We start from the raw sequence: 22,441 nt of genomic DNA on the forward strand, positions 1-22,441 counted from the left end.
ATTCCTCGGCAGGGCCGGCAAGAACTCCACGCTCTTCGGGGTCTTGAAGCCGGCGATGCGCTCGCGGGTGAAGTTGATGATGTCGGAGGCGGTCGCCTGCTTGCCCGGCTTCAGCACCACGACGGCCTTCACCGCCTCGCCCCATTTGTCGTCGGGGATACCGATCACGGCGGCTTCGGCGACATCAGGATGATCGCACAGCGCGCTCTCGACCTCGGCCGGATAGATGTTCTCGCCGCCGGAGATGATCATGTCCTTGATGCGGTCGTGGATGTAAAGATAGCCGTCCTCGTCCATGTAGCCCGCATCACCGGTGCGCAGCCAGCCGTCGCTGCGCAGCGTCGACGCGCTTGCTTCAGGCAAATTCCAGTAACCGGCCATGTTGGAGCCCGAGCGGGTCGCGATCTCGCCGACCTCGCGCGGCGGCAGCGGCTTGCCGTCGGCGTCCAGGATCGCGATCTCGACGCCCGGCAGCGCCTTGCCGGCCGAGCGCATCCGCTCCAGGCCCTCGACGTGATCCTCCGGCGGCAGCGCGACGATGGTGCCTGTGGTCTCGGTCATGCCGTACATCTGCACGAAGCCGCATTTGAAGATCGCGATGCATTCCTTCAGCAGCGCCGCCGGAATAGGCGAGGCGCCGTAGAGCATGTATTTCAGCCGCGAGAAATCGACCGTTTTCGCACGCGGCTGCCGCACCACGAATTGCATCGCCGCCGGCACCATGAACAGCTTTGTGATGCCGGACCGTTCGAAGAAGTCCAAAACCTTGGTCGGGTCGAACTCGCGCGCGATGACGCCGCGGGCGCCGTGATAGAGCCCCATGACGCCCCAGCCCGAACCGCCGATGTGGAAGATCGGCATCGCCACCAGCGACACGTCGTCGGTCGACCACCGGTTCCATTCCGGCTTGTCCGCGGCATTGCCGGTCTGCACGAGATTGAGGAAGTTCGCGTGCGACAGCATCGCGCCCTTCGGCTTGCCCGTCGTGCCTGATGTGTAGAGCTGGATCGCGATGTCTTTCGTGGCGATCGCGACCTTGGGATCGTCGCTGCTCTGCGCATCGCGCCATGCTGTGTAGTCCGGCCACTCCGGCGCGCCGCCTTCGGTGGTGATGATTGTGCGGACGCCCGGCAGCCTGTCCTTGATCTGGCTGACCTGCGTGATGAACTCCGGGCCAACGAACAGCACCGGCGCCTTGCAGTCTTCGACGATGAAGGCGACCTCGGGTCCCGCGAGACGCCAGTTCACCGGCGCCATCACCACGCCGGCCTTCACCGCGCCCATCAAGAGCTCGAAATAGATATCGCTGTTCTTGCCGAGATAGGCGATGCGTTCGCCGCGTCTCACGCCCATCGCGAGAAGCGCGTTGGCGACGCGATTGGTCTTGATGTCGAACGCGGCAAAGCTGGTGACGCGGCCTTCGAACTCGAAGGCGATGGCCTTGCCGCGGCTCGTCGCGCGCTCGCGCACCATGTCGGCGAGGTTCGCCAGAGGCTGTGTGGTCATGTTTCTCCCGCGGCGTCTTGTTCTTATGCCGCGGAGTGTGGCGTCATCCGCGGGCAAAGACAAGATGGGGGAGGTTCGTGGCCCCGCTCTCTCAACACGTCGTCCCGGCGAAGGCCGGGACCCATAGCCACAAGACGCAATTTGGCGAAGACTGGTCATGACCGATCTCGCCAAACAACATTCGGTGGTTGTGGGTCCCGGCCTTCGGGAGGACGACGGAGTGTGAAGCGACGTCGTCACGTCTTACGTTGCAGAGAGCACTATCCCCGCTTCGCCCGATCCTTCTCGTTCTGCGCCATGATGCTTTCGCGCGCCGTCTTCCAGTCGTCGTCGCTCCAGTCGCGGAGCTGGTAGAAATTGCCGCCCATCGCGAGGGCCTGGGCGCCGTCCATGGCGATGGTCTCGCCGGTGATCCAGTCGCAGCCGCCGGAAATCAGGAACACCGCGACGTTCTGCAATTCCTCCATGGTGCCGACGCGGCCCATCGGGTTCATCGCCTTGGTGCGCGCGCCGGCCTCGTCGCCGGGCTTGATGCGCTTGCTCATGCCCTCGGTCGGGATCTCGCCGGGCGCGATGGTGTTGAGACGGATGCCGTATCGGCCCCATTCGGCCGCGAGCGACATCGTCATGGCGTGGATCGCGGACTTGCTCATCGCCGACGGCACCACGTAAGGCGAGCCGTTGCGCACCCAGGTCGTGGTGATCGACACCACATTGCCGGGCTGCTTCAAAGCGATCCAGCGCTTGCCGACGGCCTGCGTCACGTAGAACGTGCCGTGCATGACGATGTTGGCGACCGCGTCGAAGCCGCGCGGCGACAGCTCTTCGCTGCGCGAGATGAAATTGCCGGCGGCATTGTTGATGAGGTCGGTGAGGGGACCATCGCGAAAGATGTTCTCGGTCATTTCCTCGACCGCGAGCGCGTTGCGGATGTCGACGCCGTGGCTGGTGACGCGGCCGCCATACTGATCCATCAGCTCGGTCGCGGTTTCATCGCAGACGATCTTGCGCCGGCCGCAGATGTGCACCTCGGCGCCGAGCTCGAGGAAGCGCGCCGCCATCGACTTGCCGAGACCGGTGCCGCCGCCGGTCACGAGAATGCGCCGGCCCGCCAGAAGATTTTCCTTGAACATGGCTGTTTCCTCTGTCGCTATTGTCAGTTAATTGGTCGATTGACTAAATCCGGCCGTGGTCTTCCTGTAAAGCGGCACCGAACAAGAACAGGCAAGAACTGGGGGAGAATTCATCCATGGAAGAGCGCGTCTCGATATCGATCTCGGAAGGCGTCGCCGACGTGCGCCTGATGCGTGCGGACAAGATGAATGCGCTCGATCAGGCCATGTTCGAGGCGCTCGTCGCTGCGACCGAGCGGCTTTCGAAGGACAAGAGCGTACGCGTCGCCGTTCTCTCCGGCGAGGGCCGCGCCTTCTGCGCCGGTCTCGACATGGGGCGTTTTGCCGCCATGAAGGAGAAGGGCGGCAACGGAATTCCGGGTGGCGAAAATCGCGACCTCACCGCGCGCACCCACGGCCAGGCCAACTTCGCGCAGCAGGCGGTCTGGGGCTGGCGCCAGCTTCGGGTCCCCGTGATCGCGGCTGTGCACGGTGTTGCCTTTGGCGGCGGCTTCCAGCTCTCGCTCGGCGCCGACATGCGTTTCCTGTCGCCCGATGCGCGGATGTCGGTGATGGAAATCAAATGGGGTCTGGTGCCCGACATGGCGGGCACGCCGATCCTGGCCTCGCTGGTGCGCGACGACATTTTGCGCGATCTCACCTACACCGGCCGCATCTTCTCGGCGCAGGAGGCGATGGCTTACGGCCTCGCCACGCGCATCTGCGACGACCCGCGCGCCACGGCGCTCGAAGTTGCGCGCGAGATCGCCGGCAAGAGCCCCGATGCCGTCCGCGCCGCGAAGCGCCTGCTCAACAATCTCTCGGTCGATCCGGGCCCGGCACTGCTCGCCGAATCCGTCGAGCAGCAGAAGCTGATCGGCAGTGCAAACCAGACCGAAGCGGTGCGCGCCAATCTGGAGAAGCGCGCGCCGAGATTTGCGGACTGATACAGACCTCATCCCGAGGAGCCGCAAAGCGGCGTCTCGAGGGATGGGCCGCAGGCTCTCATGGTTCGAGACGGCGCCTCGCGTCTCCTCACCATGGGGGGCAATTTCATCAACGAAGAAAAGCAAAAATGAGCGAAACGTCCCAATTCCTCGGCATCGTCTCCGGCGACCGCCGTCGCACCCATGCCGAAATCGCCGGTCGAGCCGATCGCATTGCAGCCGGTCTCGCAAGGATCGGCGTCAAGCAAGGCGATTGCGTCTGCATGCTGATGCGCAACGACATCGCCTTCCTCGAGGCTGCGTACGCCGCGATGCGGCTCGGGGCCTATGGCGTGCCGATCAACTGGCACTTCAAGCCCGAGGAGATCGACTACATCCTGAAGGATACCGGCACGTCCGTGCTGATCGGACATGCCGACATGCTGCATGCCTTGCGCGGTGCGATCCCGAAAGGCGTCACCGTGCTCAGCGTGTCGACGCCGCCGGAGATCCTGTCCAACTACAAGATCGATCCCGATCATCTGAAGACACCGGACTTCGCGATCGATTTCGAATCCTGGCTTGCACAGCATCAGCCCTATGACGGCCCGATCGTGCCGCAGCCCATGAACATGATCTACACCTCGGGGACAACAGGCCACCCCAAGGGCGTACGGCGCAATGCGCCGACGCCGGAGCAGGCGGCGGCCGGCGAACGCATGCGCGCCATGATCTATGGGCTCAAGCCCGGTGCCCGCGCAATCCTGCCGGGCCCGCTCTATCATTCCGCGCCGAACTCGTTCGGCATCCGCGCGGGAAAGCTCGGCGGCGCGCTGGTGCTGATGCCGCGTTTCGAGCCGGAAGAATTCCTGGCGCTGATCGAGCGATACAAAATCGATACCATCTTCATGGTGCCGACCATGTTCATCCGCCTGATGAAATTGCCGGAGGAGATCCGCAAAAAGTACGACGTCTCCTCGCTGCGCCACATCATCCATGCCGCCGCGCCCTGTCCGGCCGATGTCAAGCGCGCCATGATCGAATGGTGGGGGCCGGTGATCTACGAGTTCTACGGCTCGACCGAATCCAGCGCCGTCACCTTCGCGACCTCCGAGGACGCGCTGAGGAAGCCCGGCACCGTCGGCAGGATATCGCCCGGGGCCGAACTGCGCTTCATCGGCGAGGACGGAAGCGTGCTGGGCGTGGGCGAGATCGGCGAGATCTACTCACGCATGGCCGGGATGGCGGACTTCACCTACCACAACAAGCCGGAGAAGCGCGCCGAGATCGACCGTGACGGCTTCATCACCTCGGGCGACGTCGGCTATATCGACGAAGAGGGCTACGTCTTCATCTGCGACCGCAAGCGCGACATGGTGATCTCCGGCGGCGTCAACATCTACCCGGCCGAGATCGAGTCGGTGCTGCACGCCGTTCCCGGCGTGCACGATTGCGCGGTGTTCGGCATCCCCGATGCCGAGTTCGGCGAAGCGCTGATGGCGGTGGTCGAGCCGCAGGCGGGCGTCACGCTCGACGCCGGCGATATTCGTGCACGGCTGAAGGCGTCCCTCGCCGACTACAAAGTACCAAAGCACATCGAGATCCGCGCCGGGCTGCCGCGCGAAGATTCCGGAAAAATCTTCAAGCGCCGCCTGCGCGATCCCTATTGGGAGCAGGCGGGACGGAAGATCTGAGGGCCTCGTAGCCCGGATGGAGCGATGCGCAATCCGGGGCGGTGCTTGCGATTAAAACCCCGGATTACGCTGCGCTCCATCCGGGCTACAGGAACCGGCGAAGACCTGGGTGGCGTCACGGGCCACTGGTCATGCTATACCAACGGGATCATCGAACCTCGGATCGTCCCATGGCTCCCGTTTCCATCCTGCTCAACCTGCTCTGGATTTTCATCGGCGGCGCCTGGATGGCGGTCGGCTGGCTGATCGCCGCGGTCATCATGGCGATCACCATCATCGGCCTGCCTTGGGCGCGGGCGGCGTTCAACATCGCCGTCTACACGCTGCTGCCGTTCGGCTCGAAGGCGGTCAACCGCTACGACGTCACCGGCATGAGCGATATCGGCACCGGCCCGCTCGGGGTGATCGGCAACATCATCTGGTTCGTGCTCGCGGGCTGGTGGCTGGCGCTCGGCCACTTATTGACCGCACTGGCGCTCGCCATCACCATCATCGGCATCCCCTTCGCCTGGGCCCATCTCAAGCTCGCGGGCATCGCGCTCTGGCCGATCGGAAAGGTGATCGTGCCGGCGTGAGGGCGGATGCGTAGGATGGGTAGAGCGCCAGCGAAACCCATCAGACTGTCTGCCGTCGACGAAGCATGATGGGTTTCGCAAGGGCTCAACCCATCCTAGCGTACTGATCAGTCATTCGCGTCGATATCCGTAAAAAGGAACCCCGCCGGCGTCTTGGTAAAGACGAAGATGAGCTCGCCGCAGAAGACGAAGTAACTGTCATTGTTCTCTTGATCGCGATCGTAGACGGCCTTGCCGCGCTGGATACACGCGCGATTTTTCGCCGTGAACGAGGTCGGATAGGTCTTGGCGCGAAATTGCGCGGCGTCGCGAATTGCGCTGTCGTTCATGAACGGCAATCGTGTCATACCGGCGACGGCGGCGGAATCGTTTGTCTTCAGCGCCGCGCGAAACTTCTCGATGAAGCCATCGAATTCCTTCTGCAAGGCAGGAGAAGCGACGGCTTCCTTGGGCGCCTTGGCGACGGCTGGAGCAAGGTTCACGAAAGCGGTTGCGAGCATAATTCTCAGCAAAAATCCCACGGGTCGGCTCCGTCCATCGATCAATCAAGGTGTTCCGACCGATCCAAATCCACGGTGTTCTGTCGCGTCAAGGACTTTCTGGCTCGCCGGCGCAGCGTTAACTCCGCTGAGTTCTTCGCATCTTGACCCGAAGACGACACGGCTGCGTGGCTTCGTGCGTCATCCCGACGGCATCGCGCGACAGCGTGCCTCGTCGGACACTTCGTTGGAGCGATCACCTACTGCCCAGATCTTCCGCAAAACGTAGCAGATAACCATCTGGGTCTTGCACCAGGAACTGCCTATTGCCCCGCTCTTCGCCCGCAATCCTGTACCAGGCATCGTGACAATCTCTGAACAGCGGCCAATTCGTCCGCCGCAGGGCTTCGACAAGAGGAGCCACGGAATTGACGAACATTTGGAAGTTGATCCCGCGCCCCAACGGACGTTCAAGGGCCCCGGTCTCCCAATTGCCATTTCGTTGGCTCAACATGACTTGGGAGCCCTGCAACTCGATGTACATGAAGCGGCTTTCAGGTCGCCGATATGCAATCTGGAAACCTAGCATTGCGCACCAAAACGCCTCGCTCTGCTCCAAGTCAAACACGTCGAGTTCAGGGACGAGCCGGGCGAAGCCGCCATTGGGCAATCTATCCCTCGATGCTTCCATGACTCGCGAACTCCCAGAGTAACTTCGCTGCAGCGCCACTGCGGCTGCGGCGCCATTCACGCAGGGATATTCTACCATTGGTTGGCGCGTCGAGGAACACATCTCACCTTGTGAGAGCCCTCGGTCAGTGCCGGAGATGTCCACTTCTGGCCAAAGTACGCGCCATGGGGTCATCGGCATCTCTTATGCTCCCCGATCAGTCTGGGCGTGGGCCCGAGGACAAGCCGCGAGATCCTTAGGCTACGACGTTGCAGGTGTTCGATGCCGTCGTTGGGAAGCGGCCGAAAGTGGCAATGTCAATTGTTGGTATTCGAGTTTTGCGCTCGGAGCTCGTAGGATGGGTAGAGCGCCAGCGAAACCCATCAAACCATCTGACGGTGACGAAGCATGATGGGTTTCGCAAGGGCTCCAGATTAAGACGACGAGGCGATCCCGTTTTCCAGCAACACTCTGGCTGCATCGCGGTTAGCCTCGATTATGGCGAGGTCACGCGTTGACTGTGCAATCACGAGCGAACCTTGGAAGAGCGACAGGATCTGCATCACGACTCTTTCGGGTTTGCTCAATGACAAGGGCTCGATGAGTGACGCAACGAAGTCGTGCAACCTTGTAAAATACGCTGCGATGGCGGCCTCTACGTCCGGGGAGTTTGCCTCCGGGCCGAATTCGGCCATTCCTTTCGCGAACGGACAGCCGCGGAACGAAGGCGCAAGGAGAGGTTGTTCGAGTGCGTCGAAAACAGCGAGAACGCGCTCCAGTGGCGAGAGACCAGCCCGCTCGGTGGAGGTCGAAAGCATCTGAAACCACACGGCGCTCTTGTAGCGCAGATAGGTCGCGATGAGGTCCGCCTTCGATGGAAAGTGCTTGTAGAACGTCATCTTGGCCACGCCGCTTTCGGCGATGATCCGATCGATTCCGACGGAGTTGATGCTGAACCGGTAAAACAGGTCTGACGCTGTCTTCAAAATGCGCTCTCGCGGGGCGAGCGCATCGAGCGGTTGGATGTCTACGTCCACGAAATCGAGCACCCTGCCCATCTACTGTCCTTACCCGGAGCCATTTGCACCTCTAGACAGACTATTCTGTCAATAAAGGTATTGCAAATACATACAGGTCTGTCTATAGCCCTTTCCGCCCTTGGATTTCAGAGAAAGGTCTTGAGATGAGCGGAAAAATCGTTGTTGTGACTGGTGCGAGCAGTGGTTTTGGAAAACTCACCGCCTTGGAGCTCGCAAAGCGGGGTCACACGGTGGTTGCCACCATGCGCGATGTCGCAGGAAGAAATAGCCGTGTTCGCGACGAGCTTGTCGAAGCAGCAAAGGCTGAAGGGCATGCGCTCCAGGTCCTCGAGATGGACGTCGCCGACGAACTATCCGTCAACGCCGCGATCGCGGATGTCATCCGGCAGCACGGCAGGGTCGATGTCTTGGTCAACAACGCGGGAATGATGCCCGTCGGTGTCACGGAAGCTTATACGGTCAAGGAAATCGAAGCGCAGTTCGCCGTGAACTTCTTCGGCGCCGTTCGGACCGATCGCGCCGTTCTGCCGCACATGCGGGCCGCCGGCAGCGGCGTCCTCGTCCACGTCACGTCGCTCATGGGTCGGGTGGTCTTCCCGTTCTTCGGTGTCTATTCCGCCAGCAAGTTCGCGCTCGAAGCCCTCGCGGAAGCCTACCGCTACGAGCTTTCGAGCTTCGGCATCGATTCGGTCATCGTCGAACCAGGCCCGTTCCCGAGCAACCTTCTTCCATCCAGCCCCGAACCCTCCGACCATGTCGTGCTGAAAACCTATGGCGATGTCGCGGCGATCCCGGGTCGGATCAAGGAGCACTCCAACGATGGAAACGATCCGCAGAATCCGCCACAGCCCCACCGCGTCGCGAATGCCATCGCGCAGCTGGTCGAGGCCACGGAACGGCGGCCTCTGCGGACAGTCGTGATGCCCGAAGGCATGGATTTCGGTGTCCAGCGGCTGAACGAGGCCGTCGCCCCGATTCAGAACGACCTCCTTCGCGCGCTCGGCATGGCGAGCATGATTTGACGGGACGACGACGAGGAACAAACTCCACAGCACCAGGGTCACCGCGATGGGCGGGCGAAGCGGCAGCATCCGTAGCGAGGACGGGGTCCTCGAGCTTCCGCTGGCGCTTCCCGAGAGATGGGCGGCAAGGGCGCCGCAACCAATCCGGAGCAACTCTTTGCAGCCGGCCTATTCCGCCAGTTCGCGCATGACCTTGATGAGATCCGACTTGCCCTCGAAGCCGATGCCCGGAATGTCCGGCATGACGATGTGACCGTCCTGAACCCGGACCGAATCCGGGAATCCACCGTAGGGCTGGAAGAGGTCCGGGTAGCTCTCGTTGCCGCCGAGCCCTAGACCGGCGGCGATGTTCAACGACATCTGGTGACCACCGTGCGGGATGCAGCGCGACGGCGACCAACCGTGTTGGGCTAGGACGTCCAGGGTCCGGAGATATTCGACGAGACCGTACGACAGGGCACAGTCGAACTGCAGCCAGTCGCGGTCCGGGCGCATGCCGCCGTAGCGGAGCAGGTTGCGAGCGTCTTGATGCGAAAACAGGTTCTCGCCCGTGGCCATCGGACCGGGATAGAATTCGGCGACGGCGGCCTGGAGGGCGTAGTCGAGCGGATCGCCAATCTCCTCATACCAGAACAGCGGGTACTGGCGCAGCATTTTGGCATAGGCGATGCCGGTCTCGAGATCGAAGCGGCCGTTGGCATCGACGGCGAGCTTGGCCTGCGACCCGATTTCCTTGAGCACGGCCTCGATGCGGCCGCGGTCCTCGTCGATCGACGCGCCACCGATCTTCATCTTCACGACGTTGTAGCCGCGGTCTAGATAGCCGCGCATTTCTGCCTGCAATGCGGAGTTGTCCTTGCCGGGATAGTAGTAGCCGCCGGCAGCGTAGACGAAGACCCGCGGGTTGGCCTCCTTGCCCTTCATTTCGGCCAGCAGCCGGAAAAGTGGCTTGCCGGCGATTTTGGCGGTCGCATCCCAGATTGCCATATCGAGCGTTCCGACGGCGACGGAACGCTCGCCGTGACCGCCGGGCTTCTCGTTCGACATCATCTTGGCCCAGATGCGATGCGGATCGAGATTGGTACCGTCGTCGTTCAGCAGGCTGACGGGTTCGGCTTCCAGAATGCGGTCGCGAAAGCGCTCCCGGATCAGTCCACCCTGACCGTAGCGGCCGTTCGAATTGAAGCCGTAGCCGATCACTCGCCGCCCGTCGCGGACGACGTCGGTTACGACGGCGACGAGGCTGGACGTCATCTTCGAGAAATCGATGTAGGCATTCCGGATCGGAGACGAGATTGGCTTGGTCGCCTCGACGACATCTACGATACGCATGGCATTCTCCGTTTTGAGTTGCTGACTCGGGTTAGTGGATTGTGTCGGGAAGTTCGCATTCGCCTGTGATGGGCTCCTTGCCATGAAGGCGCATGGCCTCCGCTGCCTGCTTCTGGTCAAAGGCGCCGTCCCACTTGGCGATCGCGATCGTCGCGATCCCGTTGCCGATCAGGTTGGTCACGGCGCGGGCTTCGTTCATGAAGCGATCGACGCCGAGCAGTAGAACGAGCCCGGCTACGGGAACGGTGTGGATCGAAGAGAGGGTCGCGGCGAGCGTCACGAATCCCGCGCCAGCGACGCCAGCGGATCCCTTCGACGTCAGAAGAAGCACGCCCAGCAGAACAATCTGGTCGCCGAAGGAAAGATCGGTGTTCGTCGCCTGGGCTACGAAGATGGCGGCCATGGAAAGGTAGATCGACGTGCCGTCGGCATTGAACGTGTAGCCGGTGGGCAGCACCATGCCGACGACGGTCTTGTCGCAACCGAGCCGTTCGAGCTTGACCAGCATCTGCGGCATCACCGCTTCGGTCGAGCAGGTGCCCAGGACGATGAGGATCTCGTCCTTGAAGTAACGGAAGAACTGCGGCAGCGAAAAACCGGCCCACCTCGCGATGCCGCCGAGCACCACGACGACGAAGAGAATGGTGGTGACGTAGACACCGAGCATCAGATAGCCGAGCGACCAGAGCGTCGCGATCCCGTACTTCCCGATCGTGAACGCGACCCCCGCCCCGGCTCCTAGCGGGGCCAGGCGCATCACCATGGCCACGATCCGGAACAGGGCGTGCAGCAGGATGTCGATCACGTTCACCAGCGGCTTGCCGTAATCGCCGAGTTGAACCATGGCGATGCCGATCAGCACCGAAACCAGGATGACCTGCAGCATCATTCCCTTGGCGAAGGCGTCGACGATTGTCGTCGGGATGATGTCGAGCAGGAACTGCACGAAACCGTGGTTGCCGTCAGCGGCCTTTACGTAGGCCGAGATCGATCCCGCGTCGATGTGGCTGGCGTCGATGTTCATGCCGACGCCCGGCTTGATCACGTTGACGACGACCAGGCCGATCACCAAGGCCAGTGTCGAGACGACCTCGAAGTAGATCAGCGACTTGACACCGATCCGGCCGACTTCCTTGATGTCGCTCATCTTGGCTATGCCGACGACGACCGTACCGAAGATGATCGGAGACAGCAGCATCTTGATCAGTTTGATGAAGCCGTCGGCGAGCGGCTGAAGGCTCGTCCCGACCTGAGGCCAGAGATAGCCCACCAAACCGCCGAGCAGGATGGCAAGGAGGACCTGCACATACAGTTCGCTCAAAAGTCCGAATGATAGCGCTTTTCTCAATGTTTTCTTCCCTGATGGCTGAGCTGTGCTGGGCCGTGGATCGGCCTCTATAGCTGTTTGGAAAGAGCCACTCCGATGTCCGGAACGACTTCCGTCCTGCTGCGGTGTTGTATAGCCTGCAGTGATCCGTAGGCTTCAGGCGGGGAGAAGGCTAATGCTGTTGCCGAGAATAGTTATGCCGATTTGGCATTACCGATGGAGCTGATCTGGTTTGAGGACTATCTGGCTCTCTCCGAGACCTTGAGCTTCTCCAAGGCGGCCGAAGCCCGTCACGTCACCCAGCCGGCCTTCAGCCGGCGTATCCGGGCATTGGAGGACTGGGTGGGGGCGCCGCTATTCGTTCGCACGACGCACAGCGTGACGCTCACGCCCGCCGGCGAGCATTTCCACGCCCAGGCAGAGGTCCTGACCAGAGCGCTTCACCAACTGCGCCGCGAGTCCCTCGAAGTGGCCGGCCGGGGCGTGGGGCCGCTGTCGATCGCGGCGACGCATGTATTGTCGTTCACGTTCTTTCCGAAGTGGGTCCGGAGCAGCGAGAAGATCCTCGCCTTAGGCAATCTCAATCTGGTTTCCGACAGCATGCTGGCGTGCGAGCGGATGATGCTCCGGGGCGACGTGTCGTTCTTGTTGTGCCACTATCACCGCAGCATGGGCAGCCGGCTCGATACCAGGCAATTCAAGAGCATTGTCGTAGGGACCGACACGCTACTTCCGCTCAGCGCAGCGGGCACCGGCCGGAAGCCGCGGTGGTCGCTGCAGAGCGACGAGACCATTCCCTACTTGGCCTACAGCCCGCAGTCAGGGCTGGGCCGTATCGTTGCAAGTCAGTTAGCGAAAAGAGACCTGAAGAAGATCTTCACGTCGCATCTCGCCGCGACGCTGCTATCGATGGTCAGGTCCGGAGACGGTGTCGCCTGGCTTCCTCGAACGTTGGCCGAAGACGACATCAAGGCGGGTTCGCTGGTCGAGGCCGGCGATGCCAAGTCCGTAATCCCGATCGAGATACGGCTCTTTCGCCCGGCTGCACGACAGAGTCACGAAGTTGAAGCTCTCTGGTTGGCATTCGAACCTGCAGAGGTCGGCTGAAGAAACATTCGGCTCCCATGGTGGCTACTACGCCCACGGTCTTCCGACGCCAAAACACACGACATGCAGGTCAAGGAGTGGCACCGACAAATATTCTGATTGACCGAATTCACGGCTTCGGGTAAACCGCAAGACGTCCCGGCCCGCTAAAAGGGCGTTTCGCGATCGTCACGATACGTAGGCCGGGATGCGATGGACGCGGTAGCGCCGGCGCGTGACGGGATGGCAGGGCGGGCTAAACCTCGTGAGCCATCGCGATCCGCGGGATCGACACGGCGCGGTCACAGCGTTTCCTTTCGGCTTCGGGAGCGGGCACGCGCAAGCTTCCGGATGTTCGGGGAGGGACGTCCGCGGACGGCAAAAGCGTGTGGTCCTGACGCCCGGGGTCTGTGCGTCAAGGCTTGCGGTGATGTGCGGCCCGACCGGGTGCGCGCGTCGATCATCCGCGAGGCGACGGGGGCAATAGTGCATCGCTCCCCGGGGAGAGCGCGCCATAAGCCGTAAAACCGTTGCGCAGGGAAGGCCGGGATGTCCCGGCGTCACCTGTGGTCACCCCGCGTGCGTCTTTCGTATGCGGATCCTGGGTGCCAGCCGGCGCCCGGCCTTCCCTGCGCCCTTTCATCTCGATGAGGGCTAAACGGACAGCAAAGCTCGGGCGTCTGCGCCGCGAGACCGAGGATGTGTGTCCGCCGGTCAGCAGGACGTATTCCCGCCCATGGACGGCGATGTTGCCGCACCGCTCCCAACTTCATCTTGCGCTGCGGCAAAAAACTTGCACACTCAGCCGGGCCGGGGAGCCAAGGGTCCTCTTAGAGCGGAGCGAGCCATGTCCCTCCAGACCGTACCATCCGACGCCACCGATCAGCGCCCCAACCGCCCTGAGGACATCCAGGCGCTGGAGGCGGATGCGCGGCTGCGCGACGACATTCGCCTGCTCGGACGCATCCTGGGCGACACGGTGCGCGACCAGGAGGGCGCCGAATTGTTCGACCTGGTCGAGCGCATCCGCCAGACCTCGATCCGGTTCCACCGCGACGAGGACCGGGTCGCCCGCCGCGAGCTCGAGCAGATCCTCGACAGCATGTCGACCTCGGAGACGGTGCGGATCGTTCGCGCCTTCAGCTATTTCTCCCACCTCGCCAACATCGCCGAGGACCAGAACAACATTCGCCAGATGCGCGCCCGTAGCGTGGCCAACGGCTCCGGCGTGCTGGCCGAGACGCTCGCCCACGCCAAGGCCGCGGGTATCAGCTCCGACGAGCTGCGCAACTTCTTCAAGACCGCGCTCGTCAGCCCGGTCCTGACCGCGCATCCGACCGAGGTCCGCCGTAAGAGCACGATGGACCGCGAGATGGAGGTCGCAGCCCTGCTCGACCGCCGCGAGCGGGTCGCGCTGACCGCGGACGAGGCCGACGCCAGCGACGAGCAGCTCCGCCGCGAGGTGCTGACGCTGTGGCAGACCAATCTGCTGCGCCGGACCAAGCTCACCGTGCTCGACGAGGTCGCCAACGGCCTGTCGTTCTACGACTACACCTTCCTGCGCGAGGTGCCGCGCCTGGTCAACGTGCTGGAAGATCGGCTGGAGGAGGGCGGCGAGGCGGCGGCCAGCGAACTCGCCTCGTTCCTGCGCATGGGAAGCTGGATCGGCGGCGACCGCGACGGCAATCCCTTCGTCACCGCGGACGTGATGCGCGGTACGCTGCGGCTGCAGTCGAGCCGGGTGATGCAGTTCTATCTCAACGAGCTCCATGTGCTCGGCTCCGAGCTGTCGATCGCGGCGCATCTCGCCGACGTCTCCGAGGAGCTGCGGACGCTGGCCGAGCGCTCGCCGGATACCTCGCCGCACCGCAGCGGCGAGCCCTATCGCCTCGCGGTCTCCGGCATCTATGCGCGGCTGACGGCGACGGCCGAAAAGCTCGAGGTCGAGATCACGCGCCGGCCGGTCGGCAAGGGCGCGCCGTATGACAGCGTGAGGGAGCTGCAGGCCGATCTCGACGTGCTGCACCGCTCGCTGATCTCCAACAACGCCCGCGTCATCGCCCGCGGCCGGCTGCGGTTGCTGCGCCGCGCGGTGGACTGTTTCGGCTTCCATCTGGCGCGGCTCGACATCCGCCAGAACTCGGCGGTGCACGAGCGCACCATCGCCGAGCTGATGGATGCCGCCAATCCCGGCATGTCCTATCTCGCGCTCGGCGAGGAGGCGCGCATCTCGCTGCTCACCAACGAGCTGCGCAGCACGCGTTCGCTGGTGTCGCCGTTCGTCAAATACAGCGACGAGACCATGGGCGAGCTCAACGTGTTCCATGGCGCGGCGGAAGCTCATGCGAAGTTCGGCTCGGACTCCATTCCCCAATGCATCATCTCGATGTGCAAGGGCATGTCCGACATGCTCGAGGTCGCGGTGCTGTTGAAGGAGGTCGGCCTCGTCCATCCGTCCGGGCGCAGTGCCATCAACATCGTGCCGCTGTTCGAGACCATCGAGGATTTGCAGGCCTCCAGCAGCATCATGGACCGCATGCTGTCACTGCACGATTACCGCCGCCTGGTCGACAGCCGCGGCAGCGTGCAGGAGGTCATGCTCGGCTATTCCGATAGCAACAAGGATGGCGGCTTCGTCACCTCGGGCTGGGAGCTCTACAAGGCCGAGATCGGCCTGGTCGACGTTTTCGAGCGCCACGGCGTCCGGCTGCGCCTGTTCCACGGCCGCGGCGGCTCGGTCGGCCGCGGCGGCGGCCCAAGCTATGACGCCATCATCGCCCAGCCCGGCGGCGCGGTGAACGGCCAGATCCGCATCACCGAACAGGGCGAGATCATCTCCTCGAAATATTCCAACGCCGAAGTCGGCCGCAACAATCTGGAGATCCTTGCTGCCGCGACGCTGGAGGCGAGCCTGTTGCAGTCGCGCGAGAGCGCGCCGCGCCGCGAATATCTCGCCGCGATGGACGAGCTGTCGAACCTCGCCTTCAAGGCCTATCGCGGCCTCGTTTACGAGACCGACGGCTTCGTTGAATATTTCTGGGAATCCACCGTCATCAACGAGATCGCGACGCTCAACATCGGCAGCCGTCCGGCCTCGCGCAAGAAGACCCGCGCGATCGAGGACCTTCGCGCGATCCCCTGGGTGTTCTCATGGGCGCAATGCCGCCTGATGCTGCCGGGCTGGTACGGCTTTGGCAGCGCGGTCGAGCAGTGGATCGCGGAGCATCCCGACAAGGGGATGCCGTTCCTCAAAGAACTCTACCGGGAATGGCCGTTCTTCCGCATGCTGTTGTCGAACATGGATATGGTGCTGGCCAAAAGCTCGATCGCGATCGCCTCGCGCTATGCCGAACTGGTGCCGGACGAGGCGCTCCGCGAAAAAATCTTCGGGCGCATCCGCCGCGAATGGCATTCCTGCATCGAGACGCTTCTGGACATCATGGGCCAGGATCGGCTGCTGCAGGGCAATCCCCTTTTGGAGCGCTCCGTGCGCCATCGCTTCCCCTATCTCGATCCGCTCAACCATGTGCAGGTCGAGCTCTTGAAAGAGCACCGCGCGCAGAACCCGGACGAGCAGGTGCTGCGCGGGATTCAGCTTACCATCAACGGGATTTCGGCGGGGCTGAGGAACACGGGGTAGAGCGCGAATAGTAAAGTGGCGAATGGCGAATGGAGTCCATTCGCCACTCACCATTCGCGTCACTCAACAGAAATGCGCGCCTTGCGTCTCCACATAGACCGAATACAGCGATTGGCTGGCGGTCATGAACAGACGGTTGCGCTTTTTGCCCCCGAAGCAGAGATTGGCGCAGGTCTCGGGCAGCAGGATCTGCCCGATGCGCGCGCCGTCGTTTGGTGCGAACACCTGTACGCCGTCATAGCCCGGTCCGACCCAGCCGGCACCGACCCAGATGTTGCCCTCGGTGTCGACGCGCAGTCCGTCGGGGAAGCCGGACTTGCCGTCGAGCTTCATGTCGATCAGCCGCTTCGGGTTCGATAGCTTCGCCCCGTCGATGTCGTAGGACCACACCACGTTCTCGGCTTGCGGATAATGTGTGATGCCGGTGTCGCAGACATAGAGCTTCTTGTAGTCGTGGCTGAAGGCGATGCCGTTCGGCTTGAACGGCTCGTCCGCGACCTTCGCGACCTGTCCGGTCTGGGTGTCGAGGCGATAGACCGCCTCCTTCTGGAACGGCTGCAGCGAGCCGGTATTGGCGAGCTTGCCCTCGTAGATGCTGATCGCACCGTAGCCGGGATCGGTGAACCAGATCGCCTTGTCGTTGGGATGCACGACCATGTCGTTCGGCCCGTTGAGCGGCTTGCCATTGGCCTGCTCGGCCAGCGTCGTGACCGAACCGTCGTGCTCGTAGCGGACGAGGCGGGTGCGCTCGGCGGTGATCTGGCGCCCCTCGGTGTCGAACGAGTTGCCGTTGGCCTCGTTCGACGGCTTGTGGAACTGCTCGGAGATGTGGCCGTCGTCGTCGAGATAGCGAAGCTGCCGATTGGCGGGGATGTCGCTCCAGACGAGATATTGCCCTTGCGCATTCCACGCCGGCCCTTCCGCCCAGAGGCAGCCGGTGTAGAGCCGCTTGATGGCGGTGTTGCCGACCTTGGCCTTGAAGCGCTTGGGATCGATGGCGACGATATCAGGATCGGGATAGCGCTGCGGCTCGGCATTGGCGCCGAAGTCGCGGGCGTCCGCGCGTGAGACGAGCAAGGCGGATGCGGCCATCGTCGCCGCACCCTTGAGGAGCGTGCGGCGGCCGAAGCCGCCGGCTTCTGTTGCAGTCGTACCGTTGTTGGTCAGTATTCTTGTCATGGTTTCCTCCCAAGATTGTGTTGGGAGGTCACCATTCGCCCGCAATCGGGCGTAAAGCGGGGCGATCTCCGGACAAGACAACCGGAGATCGCAGGGCAGGGATGCCGATAATGCGGCTGGACGGATCCTTAGACGGGATCCCAAGGGAAGATATCGGCGGAGCGATCGAGCTTGTAGAACGACCCCTTGAGCGCCGGCATGCCATGTTCGGCGATCGACTGCGGCGTCCAGCCTTCGCTCCGATGCACCGAGCGCAGCGGACGGTTCTGGCTGAACAGGAACAGCTCGTTCATGCGCGCGCCAAAGATCTGCCCGGAGACGTCCTTGGCGGCATCGGAGAGCAGATAGGCGCAGACCGGCGCGATCTTCTCCGGTCCCATCTGCTTGATCTTCTCGACGCGCGCCTTCTCGGCTTCGGTCTCGGTCGGGATGGTGCCGATCATCCGGGTCCAGGCGAACGGCGAGACGCAGTTGGAGCGGACGTTGAAGCGGCCCATGTCGAGCGCGATCGACTTCGACAGGCCGACGATGCCGAGCTTGGCGGCGGCGTAGTTGGCTTGTCCAAAGTTGCCGATCAGGCCCGAGGTCGAGGTGAAGTGCACGAAGGAGCCAGACTCCTGCTCGCGGAAAATGCGCGCCGCAGCGTGCGAGACGTAGAACGAGCCCATCAAATGCACCTTGATGACGGCCTCGAACGCTTCCACGCTCATCTTGTGGAAGATCATGTCGCGCAAGATGCCGGCATTGTTGACGACGCCGTCGAGCCGGCCGAAATGATCGGTCGCGGTCTTCACGATCTTGCTGGCGGGAATCGCCTCCGCCACCGACTCGAAATTGGGAACGGCCGTGCCGCCGCGCTTCTTGATCTCCTCGACCACCTCCTCGGCGGGGGAAGCGCTCGAGCCGGCGCCGTCGGCGGCCACACCGGGATCGTTGACGACGACCTTGGCGCCCTCGCCGGCGCAGAGCAGCGCGATCTCCCGCCCGATGCCGCGGCCCGCGCCGGTGACGATGATGACCTTGTCTTGTAGTGATTTCGTCATGTCGATTACCTCTCGTTCGTAAACACGATCGTGCCTGACGCGGCGAACATGCCGCCGACGCCATGGCACACTGAAATCTTCGCGCCCGCGACCTGCGCCGGCGCGATGCCGCGCATCTGCCGCACGCTCTCCTGGAGCGCGTACATGCCGTACATGCCCGAATGCATGTAGCTCAATCCGCCGCCATTGGTGTTGAGCGGCAGCTTGCCGCCAGGCCGCGTGTTGCCGTCCGCGATGAACCGGCCGGTCTCCTCATGCGGCATGAAGCCGAGGTCGCCGAGGCCGAACAACGGCAGATGCGCAAACGCGTCGTAGATCATGAGATGATCGACGTCCTTGTGCGCGATGCCCGCCTCCTTGAAGGCCAGCGGCCCCGCGGTCTTGAACGCGCGCGAGGAATTGAACGTCTCCATCTGGCTGACCATCGGCGTCTCCACGCTCTCGCCGGTGCCCATGATATAGACGGGCTTGCGCGGAAAATCCCTGGCGCAATCGGCCGAGGTCAGGATCAGCGCGCCGCCGCCGTCGGTGACGAGGCAACATTGCAGCAGACGGAACGGATAGGCGATCATGCGCGAGTTGAGCACGTCGGCGACCGTGATCGGGTCCTTCATCATCGCCCGCGGATTCTTCGCCGCCCATTCCCGCTGCACCACCGCGACCGAGGCCAGCTGCTCATGGGTGATGCCGTAGGTCTTCATGAAGCGCAGCACGGGGATCGGGAACATGCTAGGCGGCCCGTAGACGCCGAACGGCGCCTCGAACTGGCCTTGCAGGCTGTCGGCGGGGATCGAGCGCGGCGCCTTGCCGATCATCGACTTGCCGCTCTCGGCATGGGTGATCAGCACGGTCTTGCAGAGGCCGGCCTCGATCGCCGCGGCGGCATGGCGGACGTGCAGCATGAACGAGCAGCCGCCGACCGAGGTGCCGTCCACCCAGGTCGGCTTGATGCCGAGATAGTGGCAGACTTGCTGCGGCGTTTCGACCGCGGTGGCGAAGCCGTCGATGTCCGACAGCTTCAGCCCGGCATCGGCAATGGCATTGAGCGCCGCATCCGCGTGGAGCTGGAGCTGCGAGACGTTGGGGATGACACCGAGCTCGGTGGTCTCGGCCGCGCCGACGACGGCAACCTGATTGCTGCGCATGGGCTTACCCCTTCGCCGGACGGAATACGGGAAGGGTGATCTTGTCGTCGAGCGCCTCGAAGGCGACCTCGAGCTTCATGTCGAGTTCGAGCGCCTCCGGCGTCTGCGGGCAATCGATGATGTTGCTCATCATCCGCGGTCCCTCGGCAAGCTCGACCACGGCGATCGCGTAAGGCGGCGTGAAGCCGGGCGCGGCGGGACGGTGGTTGATCACGTAGCTGTAGAGAAAGCCCTTGCCGCTCGCCTTGAAGATGCTGACCTTGCGCGAGGCGCAGGAGGGGCAGAACGGGCGCGGCGGGAAATAAACATGGGCGCAGGCATCGCAGCGCTGCAGCCGCAATTCGCCCGCCTTGGTGCCGTCCCAGAAATGTTGGGTCTCCGGCGTCGGTTTCGGTCGTGCGCGCTGCGGTTCGGCCATCTCGGAAAGCCCTCCCAAATAAGGCAGGGGCTCTACGCCCGCCTGTTTCGATCTTGATGCGACAATCGACCATCGCGCGTCAACGGTCCAGCAATGCGCATGCATGCCATCATGCGCACAATGCTTGTGTCGAACTGAGGCGGCGTTATAAATGCGCGCGAAATATTCCGTGAGACAGACATGCCCGATTTTCCGACACTGGCGAAGCTTGCCGAAGACCTCGAAAGCGGCCGAACCACCTCCCGCAAGCTGGTCGAGGCCTGCATCGCCAGAATCGCCGATCCGGCCGGCGAGGGGCAGCGTGCCTTCATCCATGTCGACAAGGACGCCGCGCTCGCGGCGGCGGATGCGATGGACGGTTTGCGCAAGGTGAAGGCGGCGCCGTCGCGCTATGCCGGTATTCCGATCTCGATCAAGGATCTCTTCGACATCAGGGGCCAGGTGACGCGCGCCGGCTCCCGCGCGCTCGACGATTCCCCGCCGGCCGAGCAGGATGCCGCCACGGTGGCGCGGCTGCGCAAAGCCGGCTTCGTCGTCATCGGGCGCACCAACATGACCGAGTTCGCCTATTCCGGCATCGGCATCAATCCGCATTACGGCACGCCGAAGGGTGCCTGGAACCGGACTGCGGGCCACGTGCCCGGCGGGTCTTCCTCGGGCGCCGCGGTCTCCGTGCTCGACGGCATGGCGCATGGCGCGCTCGGCACCGACACCGGCGGCTCCTGCCGGATTCCGGCCGCCTATAACGGCATCGTCGGCTACAAGCCGACGCAACGCCGCGTGCCGCTCGACGGCGCGGTGCCGCTGTCATTCTCGCTCGACAGCATCGGACCGCTGGCGCGATCGGTCAGCTGCTGTGCCATACTCGACGCGGTACTCGCCAACGAGCCGGTCGTCGCGCTGAAGCCGCGCGCCGTGAAGGGCATGCGACTGGCGGTCCCGACCACGATTGCGCTCGACGATCTCGACCCGGACGTGGCCGAGACGTTCGAGCGTGCGCTCAAGAGCCTCGCCGATCACGGCGCCATCATCGAGCGTATCGAGATGGCCGAATTCCACGACATCGGCCCGATGAACGCCAAGGGCGGCTTTGCGGCTTCTGAAAGCTTCGCCTGGCACCGCTATCTCATCACCGCCAAGGGCGACGTTTACGATCCCAGGGTCTCGGTGCGCATCATGCGCGGCGAGGCGCAGAGCGCGGCCGACTACATCGATCTCCTCAACGAGCGGCGCTCGCTGATCGCCCGCGTCAATGCGCGCATCGCGCCCTATGACGCCTTGGTGCTGCCGACCACCGCCAACACGCCGCCGAAGATTTCCGATCTCGCCGACGACAAGGCGTTCACCAGAGAAAACCTGCGGGCGCTGCGCAATTGCACCCTGATCAACATGATCGACGGCTGCGCCATCTCGCTGCCCGCGCATCGCGAGGGCGATGTTCCGGTGGGCCTGATGCTGGCGGGCGCGGGCGGGTCCGACCGTCGTATCTTTGAACTTGCTGCCGGCATGGAGGCCGTAATTCGTGTTTGACCTGACTTTCACCATCGACGCCCAGGACACCACCACGCCGCTGACATTGGCGATCGACCAGATGGTCATCGCCGGCTGGACCGGCCGCGATCCGATCGCGCGCGACAAGCACATTGCCGAGCTGCAAGAGATGGGCATCGCCCCGCCGGCTTCGACGCCGATCTATTATCGCGCCTCGGCGCGACGGCTGACGCAGGAAGACAGCATCGAGTGCACCGGCGGCGATTCCTCCGGCGAGGTCGAGTTCGTGCTGATCGGTTGGCAGGGCCGCATCTTCGTCGGCTGCGGCTCCGACCACACCGACCGCAAGGTCGAGGCCTACAATGTCACCGTGTCCAAGCAGATGTGCGACAAGCCGATCGCCTCGACGCTGTGGGAGCTCGAGGACGTCCTCGGCCATTGGGACAAGATGATTTTGCGCTCCTGGGCCACGATCAAGGGCGAGCGCGTGCTCTACCAGGAGGGCACGCTGGACGCGATGCTGCCGGTCGCCGATTTGATTGCGCGCGGGTTTGACGGCAAGAAGCTCCCCGACGGCTGCGCCATGTTCGGCGGCACCTTTGCCGCCAAGGGCGGCATCCGCCCTGCCGACCGCTTCGAGTTCGAGCTTGAGGATCCCGTGCTGAAGCGGACGATCAAGCACGGCTACGACGTGGTGACGCTGCCGGTGAGGGGCTAACCTCTCTCCACCCTCATTGTGAGTGCAACTCTCTCCGC

The 22,441-nt window shown here is 63.3% G+C and carries 19 protein-coding genes and 1 pseudogene; 9 read left to right on the forward strand and 11 right to left on the reverse strand.

The features are described from left to right. Positions 1-1,506 (reverse strand): fatty acid--CoA ligase (locus IVB31_RS01115; protein ID WP_247317556.1); only part of this gene is annotated, 1,506 nt, incomplete at its 3' end. Positions 1,507-1,766: 260 nt separating this feature from the next. Continuing rightward, positions 1,767-2,639 carry an SDR family oxidoreductase gene (locus tag IVB31_RS01120; protein ID WP_247317558.1) on the reverse strand — a complete coding sequence of 291 codons (873 nt, stop codon included), beginning with the start codon at positions 2,637-2,639 and terminating at the stop codon, positions 1,767-1,769. Positions 2,640-2,755: 116 nt separating this feature from the next. Here IVB31_RS01120 and IVB31_RS01125 point away from each other — a divergent pair, with 116 nt between their 5' ends. The 3 genes from IVB31_RS01125 (at position 2,756) to IVB31_RS01135 (ending at position 5,813) form a co-directional block, all read left to right on the forward strand. Beyond that, the gene (locus tag IVB31_RS01125) at positions 2,756-3,565 is read left to right on the forward strand and encodes a crotonase/enoyl-CoA hydratase family protein (protein WP_247317561.1); all 810 of its coding nucleotides are present in this window, start codon (positions 2,756-2,758) and stop codon (positions 3,563-3,565) included. Positions 3,566-3,693: 128 nt separating this feature from the next. Next, positions 3,694-5,238, forward strand: coding sequence for an acyl-CoA synthetase (locus IVB31_RS01130; protein WP_247317562.1), 1,545 nt, complete (start codon positions 3,694-3,696; stop codon positions 5,236-5,238). 170 nt (positions 5,239-5,408) lie between these two features. Next, complete coding sequence (locus IVB31_RS01135) at positions 5,409-5,813, forward strand: YccF domain-containing protein (RefSeq protein ID WP_247317565.1); 405 nt, start codon at positions 5,409-5,411, stop codon at positions 5,811-5,813. A gap of 107 nt (positions 5,814-5,920) precedes the next feature. On the opposite strand, the gene IVB31_RS01140 is transcribed toward IVB31_RS01135, so the two are convergent. The 3 genes from IVB31_RS01140 to IVB31_RS01150 all read right to left on the reverse strand — a co-directional run bounded on the left by IVB31_RS01140 (position 5,921) and on the right by IVB31_RS01150 (position 8,020). Beyond that, a complete protein-coding gene (locus IVB31_RS01140) occupies positions 5,921-6,358 on the reverse strand; it encodes a hypothetical protein (RefSeq protein ID WP_247317568.1) in 438 nt (145 codons plus the stop codon). Positions 6,359-6,548: 190 nt separating this feature from the next. Then, positions 6,549-6,983 (reverse strand): VOC family protein, encoded by a 435-nt coding sequence (locus tag IVB31_RS01145; RefSeq protein WP_247317570.1) that lies wholly within the window; start codon positions 6,981-6,983, stop codon positions 6,549-6,551. Between the two features lie 413 nt (positions 6,984-7,396). Next, positions 7,397-8,020: a TetR/AcrR family transcriptional regulator gene (locus IVB31_RS01150; RefSeq protein WP_247317571.1), complete on the reverse strand. Its 624-nt coding sequence runs from the start codon at positions 8,018-8,020 to the stop codon at positions 7,397-7,399. Positions 8,021-8,145: 125 nt separating this feature from the next. Between IVB31_RS01150 and IVB31_RS01155 the strand changes: the two genes are divergently transcribed. After that, on the forward strand, positions 8,146-9,024 hold the full coding sequence (locus IVB31_RS01155) for an SDR family oxidoreductase (protein ID WP_247317574.1): 879 nt from the start codon (positions 8,146-8,148) through the stop codon (positions 9,022-9,024). Positions 9,025-9,070: 46 nt separating this feature from the next. Continuing rightward, positions 9,071-9,192 (forward strand): annotated as a pseudogene (locus IVB31_RS01160) (Ohr subfamily peroxiredoxin); the annotation flags it as partial. Here the strand turns inward: IVB31_RS01160 and IVB31_RS01165 are convergent. Both IVB31_RS01165 and dctA read right to left on the reverse strand, forming a co-directional pair. Then, positions 9,193-10,356, reverse strand: coding sequence for a mandelate racemase/muconate lactonizing enzyme family protein (locus tag IVB31_RS01165; RefSeq protein ID WP_247319331.1), 1,164 nt, complete (start codon positions 10,354-10,356; stop codon positions 9,193-9,195). Between the two features lie 31 nt (positions 10,357-10,387). Next, complete coding sequence (gene dctA, locus IVB31_RS01170) at positions 10,388-11,704, reverse strand: C4-dicarboxylate transporter DctA (RefSeq protein WP_276576600.1); 1,317 nt, start codon at positions 11,702-11,704, stop codon at positions 10,388-10,390. Positions 11,705-11,899: 195 nt separating this feature from the next. On the opposite strand from dctA, the gene IVB31_RS01175 reads away from it, so the two are divergent. Both IVB31_RS01175 and ppc read left to right on the forward strand, forming a co-directional pair. After that, entirely contained in the window at positions 11,900-12,790 is an 891-nt protein-coding gene (locus tag IVB31_RS01175; RefSeq protein ID WP_247317575.1) for a LysR family transcriptional regulator, read from the forward strand. 826 nt (positions 12,791-13,616) lie between these two features. Then, positions 13,617-16,409: a phosphoenolpyruvate carboxylase gene (ppc, locus tag IVB31_RS01180; RefSeq protein WP_247317577.1), complete on the forward strand. Its 2,793-nt coding sequence runs from the start codon at positions 13,617-13,619 to the stop codon at positions 16,407-16,409. A gap of 63 nt (positions 16,410-16,472) precedes the next feature. Here the strand turns inward: ppc and IVB31_RS01185 are convergent, their stop codons facing one another. From IVB31_RS01185 to IVB31_RS01200, 4 genes are all read right to left on the reverse strand, one after another. After that, entirely contained in the window at positions 16,473-17,588 is a 1,116-nt protein-coding gene (locus tag IVB31_RS01185) for an SMP-30/gluconolactonase/LRE family protein (protein WP_247317579.1), read from the reverse strand. Positions 17,589-17,716: 128 nt separating this feature from the next. Continuing rightward, positions 17,717-18,631, reverse strand: coding sequence for an SDR family oxidoreductase (locus tag IVB31_RS01190; protein WP_247317581.1), 915 nt, complete (start codon positions 18,629-18,631; stop codon positions 17,717-17,719). A gap of 5 nt (positions 18,632-18,636) precedes the next feature. Beyond that, a complete protein-coding gene (locus IVB31_RS01195) occupies positions 18,637-19,776 on the reverse strand; it encodes a thiolase (protein ID WP_247317582.1) in 1,140 nt (379 codons plus the stop codon). Positions 19,777-19,780: 4 nt separating this feature from the next. Continuing rightward, complete coding sequence (locus IVB31_RS01200) at positions 19,781-20,194, reverse strand: OB-fold domain-containing protein (RefSeq protein ID WP_027568974.1); 414 nt, start codon at positions 20,192-20,194, stop codon at positions 19,781-19,783. 180 nt (positions 20,195-20,374) lie between these two features. On the opposite strand from IVB31_RS01200, the gene IVB31_RS01205 reads away from it, so the two are divergent. Continuing rightward, positions 20,375-21,724, forward strand: coding sequence for an amidase (locus tag IVB31_RS01205; protein WP_247317583.1), 1,350 nt, complete (start codon positions 20,375-20,377; stop codon positions 21,722-21,724). Next, positions 21,717-22,403, forward strand: coding sequence for a DUF2848 domain-containing protein (locus IVB31_RS01210; protein WP_247317585.1), 687 nt, complete (start codon positions 21,717-21,719; stop codon positions 22,401-22,403). The genes IVB31_RS01205 and IVB31_RS01210 overlap by 8 nt, the downstream gene beginning before the upstream one ends. The last annotated feature ends 38 nt before the right edge of the window (positions 22,404-22,441 follow it).

Source organism: Bradyrhizobium sp. 21, from assembly GCF_023073335.1.
Lineage (GTDB): Bacteria > Pseudomonadota > Alphaproteobacteria > Rhizobiales > Xanthobacteraceae > Bradyrhizobium.